This is a genomic window from [Phormidium] sp. LEGE 05292, assembly GCF_015207735.1.
In the GTDB taxonomy this organism is placed as follows: domain Bacteria; phylum Cyanobacteriota; class Cyanobacteriia; order Cyanobacteriales; family Aerosakkonemataceae; genus Floridanema.
This window is the reverse complement of the sequence record NZ_JADEWG010000331.1, coordinates 1-1,618: the sequence shown is the minus strand read 5'-3', so window position 1 is coordinate 1,618 and position 1,618 is coordinate 1. Positions and strand designations below refer to the sequence as shown.

The following is a 1,618-nucleotide window of genomic DNA, read 5'->3' as shown; positions in this document are numbered from 1 at the left end:
CCCCCATCTCCCTATCTCCTCTAACTCTGCCTCTAAGCACTCACACTACTTAATTGTTGTTTCGCTGAGGGTTGTTTGAGTAAGTCAAGGTAAAGGTTAGTTAATTGAGAAGCGACTCCATCCCAGCTAAATATTTCTTCGACTCGTTCTCTGGCATTTATTCCTAATTTGTTGCGCCATTCTGGGTGAGTGAGAAAGCGATCGATCGCCGCAGCAAAAGCAGCATCATCTTTAGGAGGACAGAGTAAACCAGTTTCTCCGGGCTTAATTGTAAATTGTAAACCACCAACATCACTGCCAATAACTGGTGTACCACAAGCCATCGATTCAATTGTTACTAACCCAAAGGGTTCATAATGACTGGGAACCACAGTTACATCAGCGGCGGTGTAGTAAGTTGGTAAAATTTCTCGATTCAATCTTCCGGGGAAAAGTGTTATATCATTTAAGCCGAGTTCGTCTACAATGCTGGCAATGCGATCGTATTCTTTCCCATCACTCTGTCCAGGTCTAAATCCGCCACCGATAATTAATTTTAGCTGCTGATTTTTCCTGGATTGACATTGACCAACTGCACGCACTAAAGTTTCTATTCCCTTGCGTCGATCGAAACGACCCACATATAAAATTACCTTAGTTTCGGGAGTAATGCCTAATTTTTCCCTAGCTGCTACCCGACTAATAGAACCAAAATGACTAACATCTGTACCGCAAGGAATTATGTCAATTTTACCCTTTTGAGAAACTAAACTTCTCATGTGTTCTTTTTCTTGTGGACTTGTTGCCACAATTCTCTCAGCCGTCTCTAATACCGCTTTTTCTGTGCTTAAGCGAGTAGTAGCGATCATGGGAATTGTGTTGACAGACTTATATTTTATAAAACCTAAAGAATGGTAAGTATGCACTTGTTTAATATCAAGTGTTTTTTTCAGTTGCATTCCTACCCAGGCAGAAAGCCAGTAATTAGTATGAACGATCGGATAATTAATTTGATTTTCTTGCTGAAATTGGAGGAATTTATTAACAAACTCTGGTAAATATGCAAAAATCTCATCTCTTGGTACAAACTCCTCTGGGCCAGCAGTTAACCGAATTGTTCGACAATTGGGGCTATGTTGTACGATCGTATTTTGTTGGGAATTAGCTTTGCGGGTAAACATATCAACTAGCCAACCTTTTTGTGCTAGTGCTTCACCCACTTGACGCACATAAACATTTTGTCCACCAGCTTCTTCTTTACCAATTTCAATTGCTGGATCTCCATGCACCGATATGAGAGCAATGTGCTTTTTGATTGGGGAAAACATAGTTTTTTAATTGTTTGTGTAATTAAATGACAGCTGAATCAAGAAGGTTATAAAATGAGTAGCCGCCTCATTAACTCAAGGATTAAATTTGAGCTTTTGATATTAACAATAAAAGTTTAATTATTTGATAGCATCAGCTAAGGGAGAGATAGATCTTTGCAAGTGAAGATATTACTTAAGAATGAAAAGAGCTAAAGATTTGACTGCGATCGGAGGTATTCAAATTTTCAGATCGTCAACTTAAGCATACTCATCAGAATTTGGCAAGTAGCAGAGGGACAGGTATTTAGGGGAGATGGGGAGATGGGGAG

General features: G+C 39.4%; 1 protein-coding gene. It reads right to left on the bottom strand.

The annotated features are described in order from the left end of the window. Positions 1 to 32 precede the first annotated feature (32 nt). Complete coding sequence (locus IQ264_RS32415; RefSeq protein ID WP_193986880.1) at positions 33 to 1,307, bottom strand: glycosyltransferase family 4 protein; 1,275 nt, start codon at positions 1,305 to 1,307, stop codon at positions 33 to 35. Positions 1,308 to 1,618 lie beyond the last annotated feature (311 nt).